General features: G+C 69.5%; 8 protein-coding genes. 5 read left to right on the forward strand and 3 right to left on the reverse strand.

All coding sequences use genetic code 11. The features are described from left to right. Nucleotides 1-93 precede the first annotated feature (93 nt). Nucleotides 94-1,776, forward strand: coding sequence for a cryptochrome/photolyase family protein (locus C470_RS10465; protein ID WP_008367118.1), 1,683 nt, complete (start codon nucleotides 94-96; stop codon nucleotides 1,774-1,776). An 18-nt stretch (nucleotides 1,777-1,794) separates the two neighbouring features. Here C470_RS10465 and C470_RS10470 read toward each other — a convergent pair whose 3' ends face one another. Both C470_RS10470 and C470_RS10475 read right to left on the reverse strand, forming a co-directional pair. Then, a complete protein-coding gene (locus tag C470_RS10470) occupies nucleotides 1,795-2,040 on the reverse strand; it encodes a hypothetical protein (protein ID WP_004597380.1) in 246 nt (81 codons plus the stop codon). Nucleotides 2,041-2,139: 99 nt separating this feature from the next. Beyond that, entirely contained in the window at nucleotides 2,140-2,319 is a 180-nt protein-coding gene (locus C470_RS10475; protein WP_004597378.1) for a DUF7470 family protein, read from the reverse strand. 94 nt (nucleotides 2,320-2,413) lie between these two features. Here C470_RS10475 and eif1A point away from each other — a divergent pair, with 94 nt between their 5' ends. Then, nucleotides 2,414-2,704, forward strand: a complete 291-nt coding sequence (gene eif1A / locus C470_RS10480; protein WP_004597376.1) for a translation initiation factor eIF-1A — start codon at nucleotides 2,414-2,416, stop codon at nucleotides 2,702-2,704. A gap of 571 nt (nucleotides 2,705-3,275) precedes the next feature. Continuing rightward, nucleotides 3,276-4,175, forward strand: coding sequence for an ATP-grasp domain-containing protein (locus C470_RS10485; protein WP_008367122.1), 900 nt, complete (start codon nucleotides 3,276-3,278; stop codon nucleotides 4,173-4,175). Nucleotides 4,176-4,190: 15 nt separating this feature from the next. On the opposite strand, the gene C470_RS10490 is transcribed toward C470_RS10485, so the two are convergent. Continuing rightward, on the reverse strand, nucleotides 4,191-4,571 hold the full coding sequence (locus C470_RS10490) for an Hsp20/alpha crystallin family protein (protein WP_004597365.1): 381 nt from the start codon (nucleotides 4,569-4,571) through the stop codon (nucleotides 4,191-4,193). A gap of 229 nt (nucleotides 4,572-4,800) precedes the next feature. On the opposite strand from C470_RS10490, the gene gap reads away from it, so the two are divergent. Both gap and pgk read left to right on the forward strand, forming a co-directional pair. After that, nucleotides 4,801-5,853 (forward strand): type I glyceraldehyde-3-phosphate dehydrogenase, encoded by a 1,053-nt coding sequence (gene gap, locus C470_RS10495; protein ID WP_049908372.1) that lies wholly within the window; start codon nucleotides 4,801-4,803, stop codon nucleotides 5,851-5,853. A gap of 97 nt (nucleotides 5,854-5,950) precedes the next feature. Next, the coding region (pgk, locus tag C470_RS10500; protein ID WP_008367125.1) for a phosphoglycerate kinase at nucleotides 5,951-6,379 on the forward strand (429 nt) is incomplete at its 3' end.

A 6,379-nucleotide genomic window follows, 5' to 3' on the forward strand; every position in this document is an offset into this window, starting at 1 on the left:
CCGCGGATGCCGCGGCGGTGCGAGGGGTCGGAGGCGACGGCGGCCGCACGGCCCGCCGCCGGAGCTATGTCGCTTGCGCCCCACCGACTTTTCGTGAGCGACCGGACGACCTGCTGGCTGCTCGGCGACCAGCTCAACCCCGACCTCGACGTCCTCGACGCGGCCGACGACGTGCTGCTGATCGAGGCCCACGGGTTCGCCGACCGGAAGCCGTACCACGCCCACAAGCTGACGCTCGTGTTCTCGGCGATGCGGCACTTTCGCGACGAGCTCCGCGAGCGCGGCCGCGACGTGACGTACGTGCGGGCGGAGTCGTTCGGCGAGGGCCTCGACGAGTTCTTCGCGGAGCGCGCGGGACGAGGGGCCGGCGACGGCGGCGGCCCGCGCCTGCGGCTCATGCGCCCGGCGAGCCACGGCGCCGGCGAGCGGCTCCGCGAACTGGTCGCCGAGCGCGGCGGCACGCTCGAGCTCGTCGACAACGAGCTGTTCTGGACGACGCCGGCCGACTGGCGAGAGTGGGCCGGCGGGGAGGAGACGGCGATCGGTGCCGACGGTGCCGCCGACAGAACCTACCGACAGGAGAACTGGTACCGCCACGTCCGCCGTGAGGCCGACGTGCTGATGGACGATGGCGACCCGGTCGGCGGGGAGTGGAACTACGACGACCTGAACCAGGAAACGCCGCCGGACGAGTGGGAGCCGCCCGCGCGACCGACGTTCGAGCCGGACGCGCTGACCCGCGAGACCCACGCGTGGGTGTGCGAGCGGTTCGACACGTGGGGGAACGACTCGCTCGACGGGTTCGCGTGGCCGGTCACCCGCGACGGGGCGCGCGAGGCGCTCGACCGGTTCGTCCGCGAGGGGCTCCCCGCGTTCGGTCGGTATCAGGACGCGATGGTCGGCGGCGAGCCGTTCCTCTCGCACTCGCTGCTCTCGCCGGCGGTCAACCTCGGGCTGCTCGACCCGCGCGAGCCGGTCCGGGCGGTCGAACGCGCTTATCAGGAGCGCGGGGTCGAGCCGGGCGCGTACGACCCGGCCGAGCACGACAGGGACGGCGCGGGATCGACCTCGCTCGACGACTTCGGTGACGGCGCAGAGTCGGAGACACCGTCAGAGCCCGCCCCCGTCCCGCTCAACGCCGCGGAGGGGTTCGTCAGGCAGGTGATCGGCTGGCGGGAGTTCGTGCGTCACGTCTACCGCGAGGCGATGCCCGAGTTGGCCGACGCGAATCGGTTGGAGCAGTCGCGGGACCTCCCGCCCGCCTACTGGGACGGCGAGACGGACATGCGGTGTCTCTCGGAGGCGGTCGGCCACGTCCGCGAGCACGGGTACGCCCACCACATCGAGCGGCTGATGGTGCTGTCGAACTTCGCGCTCGTGTACGGCGCCGACCCCGCCGAACTGAACGAGTGGTTCCACCTCGGCTTCGTCGACGCCTACCACTGGGTGACGACGCCGAACGTCGTCGCGATGGGGGCGTTCGGGACGGACGTGCTCTCCTCGAAGCCGTACGCCTCCTCGGGGAGCTACGTCAACCGGATGAGCGACCACTGCGCGGACTGCCCGTACGCCGTCTCGCGAACCACGGGCGAGGGCGCCTGCCCGTTCAACGCGCTCTACTGGGACTTCCTGAAGGAAAACGAGGAGACGCTGCGGGGTACCGGGCGGATGGGACTGATGTACTCGCACGTCGACGACAAGGACGACGCGGAGTGGGCGGCGATCCGCGATCGCGCGGACCGGGTACGCGAGCTGGCGGCCGAGGGGGAGTTGTAAGAGTCCGGAACTGCGGGCCTACTCGCCGCTCGCGAGCCGGCGCAGCCGCGGGAGCGCCTGCTCGTAGCCGAGCCCGACGAGCCCGACGTACAGCGCGAGCAGCCCCATGCCGACGGCCCAGGCGCCGAGGACGAGCTCGCCGCCGGAGACGGCGGAGAGCCCGAACCGTTCGAGGACGACGCCGACCGCGGCGGCCGCGCCGGCACCGAGGGTGACGGCGAGGAGTTCGACGAGTTCGACCGCGACGGCAGGTACTTCGACCATACCCGAGGGGAACGGTCGGCGGTTATGACTCTTTCGGGAGCGCCGTGAACGCCGAGCGGGCGTCGACGACGGCCGGAGCGCTCGGGTCGCGCTCGCGGGCTACTTCAGCCCGAACGAGCGCATGGCCGTGTCGACGAGCCCCTTCGCGATCAGGGCGAGGCCGGCGATGAGAAGCATTACGGCGCCGGCGATGACGGGATCGCGGACGGCGATGATGCCGACCGCGACGAAGACGACGAAAACCCCGGCGATGCCTTCGAGACCGAGCGTGTCGCGCATGTCGTCGGGTGGTTCTCGGCTGTCCTTAAAAGGAGATGATCTCGCAGCGGAGAGCGGCCCTTTTATTTCCGCGAACGCGTATCACCGCGTACGCATGAGCAACGGAGACGGCGGCGGTCGGAACGACCTCCGGATGCCCGACGACGACGAGGTGTTCGCGGAGGTCGTCGAGATGCTCGGCGCGAACCGCGTCAAGGTGCGCTGTGCGGACGGGAAACAGCGGACCGCGCGCATCCCCGGCCGGATGCAAAAGCGGGTGTGGATCCGCGAAGACGACATCGTCCTCGTCGAGCCGTGGGACTGGCAGGACGAGAAGGCCGACATCTCGTGGCGCTACGAGAAGAGCGAGGCGGAACAGCTCCGCGAGGAAGGCCACTTACAGTGAGTCAGCGAGCGCGGATCGGCAGTTAACACCGCCGGATCCTCAGCCGCTCATTTATAAATAGCTGGCTCCAGAACGACGTCGGACACCTCCAAAGCCCCAGCCGCTCGCTTATAAATAACCGCTCGTGGATCGGCGGCGAACGCAAAGCCCCAGCCGCTCGCTTATAAATAACCGCTCGTGGATCGGCGGCGAACGCCTCCAAAGCCCCAGCCGCTCGCTTATAAATAACCGCTCGTGGATCGGCGGCGAACGCCTCCAAAGCCCCAGCCGCGAGGCGGGCGCACACTCGCTGTGCTCCTCGGTCGCTCGTTTCACTCGCTCCCTGCGGTGCTTACTTCGTCTGCGCCCGCCTCGCGGCTGCCCCTTTGAGTCCCGCCCCGCACGGCACCGCACAGCACCTCACACCTCCCCAGCCTCGCCGCTCGCTTCGCTCGCGGCGTCCCTCGCGCGGTGCTGTCTCGCGGCCGCCGGGGGCGGCCGCTCGCAGGCACGCGCCACCGCGTATCGTACCGTGTCGCTGCCGTCGCGCCGCTCTCCCCGTTTTTAAGTCCGAACAGCCCCCAACACGGCTATGCTCCGGCTCGCGATGACCACCGACGCGGAGACGTTCGAGCGCGTCCGCGAGCCGCTCGCGGACCGCGGGATCGAGGTGGGTCACGTTCAAGCGAAAGAGCGGTCGCTCCGGGTTTCCAGCGGTGAAACCGGCGCTTCGCCGGCGGCCGACCCCGAGGAGTTCGACGGCTTCGACGTCGGCCTCGTCTACCCGACCCGCCTGATGGAGGGCGCGGTCGTCAACGAGCGGCTGGGGGTCCCGTGGGTGAACGGGCGCGACGCGGTCGTCGCCTCGCGCAACAAGGCGGGCGTGCTGGCGCGGCTGTCGGCCGCCGGGCTCCCGACGCCGAAGACGACGCTCGTGTCGAACCCCGTCGACGAGTCGGTCGTCGTCGACGCCGTCGAGGAGTTCTCCTACCCCGTCGTCGTGAAGCCGAACTCCGCGACCCGCGGCGTCGGCGTCGCGACCGCGACCGACCTCGACTCGCTTCTGGGCGTCGTCGACTACCTGAACCTGATCCACGACTACCGCGCCACCGGCGACAAGTCGTTCCTGATCCAGGAGTTCCTCCCGGACGCGCGCGACTACCGCGCGATGGTCGTCGACGGCGCGTCCGCGGGGGCGGTGGAGCGCGTCCTCGACGACGACGCGCTCGCGGCCGGCCGATGGAAGCACAACGTCCACCGCGGCGCGACGGCCGAGGGGGTCGACCTCGACCCCGCGGCGCGCGACCTCGCCGAACGCGCGGCCGAGACGCTCGGGATCGACTACCTCGGCGTCGACCTGCTCGCGACCGACGACCGGCTCGTCGTCAACGAGACGAACGCGCGCCCGACCGTCGACGCCGCGACGAAGTACGCGGACGACTTCTACGACCGGTTCGCGGCGCTGATCCGACGGACGGCAAAAACGGAATAAAACCCGACGACCGCCTCAGACGAGGTCGATCGACGCGCTGTCGTCGTCGCGGTCGAACGAGACCTCGAGGACGCCGTTGTTGAACGTCGCGTCCGCGGAGTGCTCGTCGACGGGCGCGGGGAGCTCGACCGTCTCGTCGTACTCGCGCCGGTCGGAGACGGCCGAGATGGTGAGCGCGTCGCCGTCGCAGCGCAGCGAGAGGTCGTCCTTCGAGACGGCGGGGAGGTCGGCGACGAGACGCACCGACTCCTCGGTGGTGTACGCGTCGACGTGGGTGTCGGAGCCGAACCCCGCGTCGTCGGCCGACGGGGCGTCGCCGCTGGCCATCTCGTTCATCATCCGCTCGATCTCCTCGAAGAAGTCTCCGAACGGATCGTCGCGGTCGTCTCTGTCCATACCTCTCGTGAAGTCGGTGACCCCGATAAGCCTTCTGTCGGTCGCCGTTTCGGCCGCTATCCGCCCCGCGCCGAGGCGGCGACGAGCGGGCAACGAGCGGTGGCGAGCGACGCGAGCCGACCGAGACCGACGACGATCGCCGACACCGACCGTAACAAATTCGAACGATTATGACGGTCTCGACGTGACTGGGCCGGATTTAAGTAGTTGCGGCTCGCTTTTTTCGAACATGAGTAAATCGTATCTGGCTGCCGGTGACGACGTGAGCGACGACGAGGTCGTGCGGGTGGGGCTCAACGGCTTCGGTCGCATCGGGCGCAACGTGTTCCGAGCGGTGCTTGAGAACCCTCGGATCGAGCTCGTCGGGATCAACGACGTGATGGACTTCGACGACATGGGGTACCTCGCGAAGTACGACACCGTCATGGGTCGGCTCGACGGCGTCGAGCGCGACGGCGACGAGCTGACGATCGGCGGCACGTCGGTCCCGCTGTTCAACGTCCAGGACCCCGCCGACCTCCCCTGGGACGAGCTCGACGTCGACGTCGCCTTGGAGTGTACGGGCATCTTCCGCACCCGCGACGACGCCAGCGCGCACCTCGACGGCGGCGCCGACACCGTGGTCATCTCGGCGCCCCCGAAGGGCGACAAGCCGGTCAAACAGCTCGTCTACGGCGTCAACCACGACGAGTACGAGGGCGACGACGTGGTCTCGAACGCCTCCTGTACCACGAACTCCATCACCCCGGTCGCGAAGGTGCTCGACGCGGAGTTCGGGATCGACGCCGGCACCCTCACCACCGTCCACGCCTACACCGGCTCCCAGGGCCTCATCGACGGCCCGATGAGCAAGCGCCGCCGCGGCCGCGCGGCCGCCGAGAACATCGTCCCCACCTCGACCGGCGCCGCGGGCGCCGCCCAGGAGGTCCTCCCGCAGCTCGAGGGGAAGATCGACGGGATGGCGATGCGCGTCCCGGTCCCGACCGGCTCGATCACCGAGTTCGTCGTCAGCCTCGACGAGGACGTCACCGCGGAGGAGGTCAACGCCGCCTTCCGCGACGCCGCCGACTCCGGCCCGCTCGCGGGCGTCCTCGGCTACACCGACGACGAGGTCGTCTCCTCGGACATCGTCGGCCTCCCCTTCTCCAGCTACGTCGACCTCCAGTCGACGAACGTCATCGCCGGCGGGAAGCTGGTGAAGATCCTCACCTGGTACGACAACGAGTACGGCTTCTCGAACCGGATGCTCGACATGGCCGCGTACGTTCACGACGAGGCCTGAACGCCCGATCGCGGCTGACAAGCGAAGCCCGACACCCGGGCGGCAACGTTCCCCCGGAGCGCCACCCATTAACTATCTCATCGACGACCACTCACCCATGCCCGCCTTCGACACCATCGACGACCTCCCGACCGACTCGCGCGTCCTCGTCCGACTGGACCTCAACTCCCCCATCGAGGACGGCGACCCGCAGGACAACCGCCGCTTCGAGCGCCACGCCGAGACCGTCCGCGAGCTGGCCGACGCCGGCCACCGCGTCGTGCTCATGGCCCATCAGGGCCGCCCCGGCCGCGACGACTTCACGTCGCTCGCCGGTCACGCCGAGATCCTCGCCGACCGCGTCGGCCGCGACGTCGGCTTCGTGGCGGACACGTACGGGGACGAGGCGCTGGCGGCGATCGACGCGCTCGCAGCGGGCGAAATCCTCCTCTTGGAGAACACCCGGATGTGCGAGGACGAACTGCCCGAGGCGTCGCCCGAGGAGAAGGCCGAAACGGAGTTCGTCCTGTCTCTTATACACATCTCT

Origin of the sequence: Halorubrum distributum JCM 13561 (genome assembly GCF_000337395.1) — an archaeon.
Classification (GTDB): domain Archaea; phylum Halobacteriota; class Halobacteria; order Halobacteriales; family Haloferacaceae; genus Halorubrum; species Halorubrum distributum.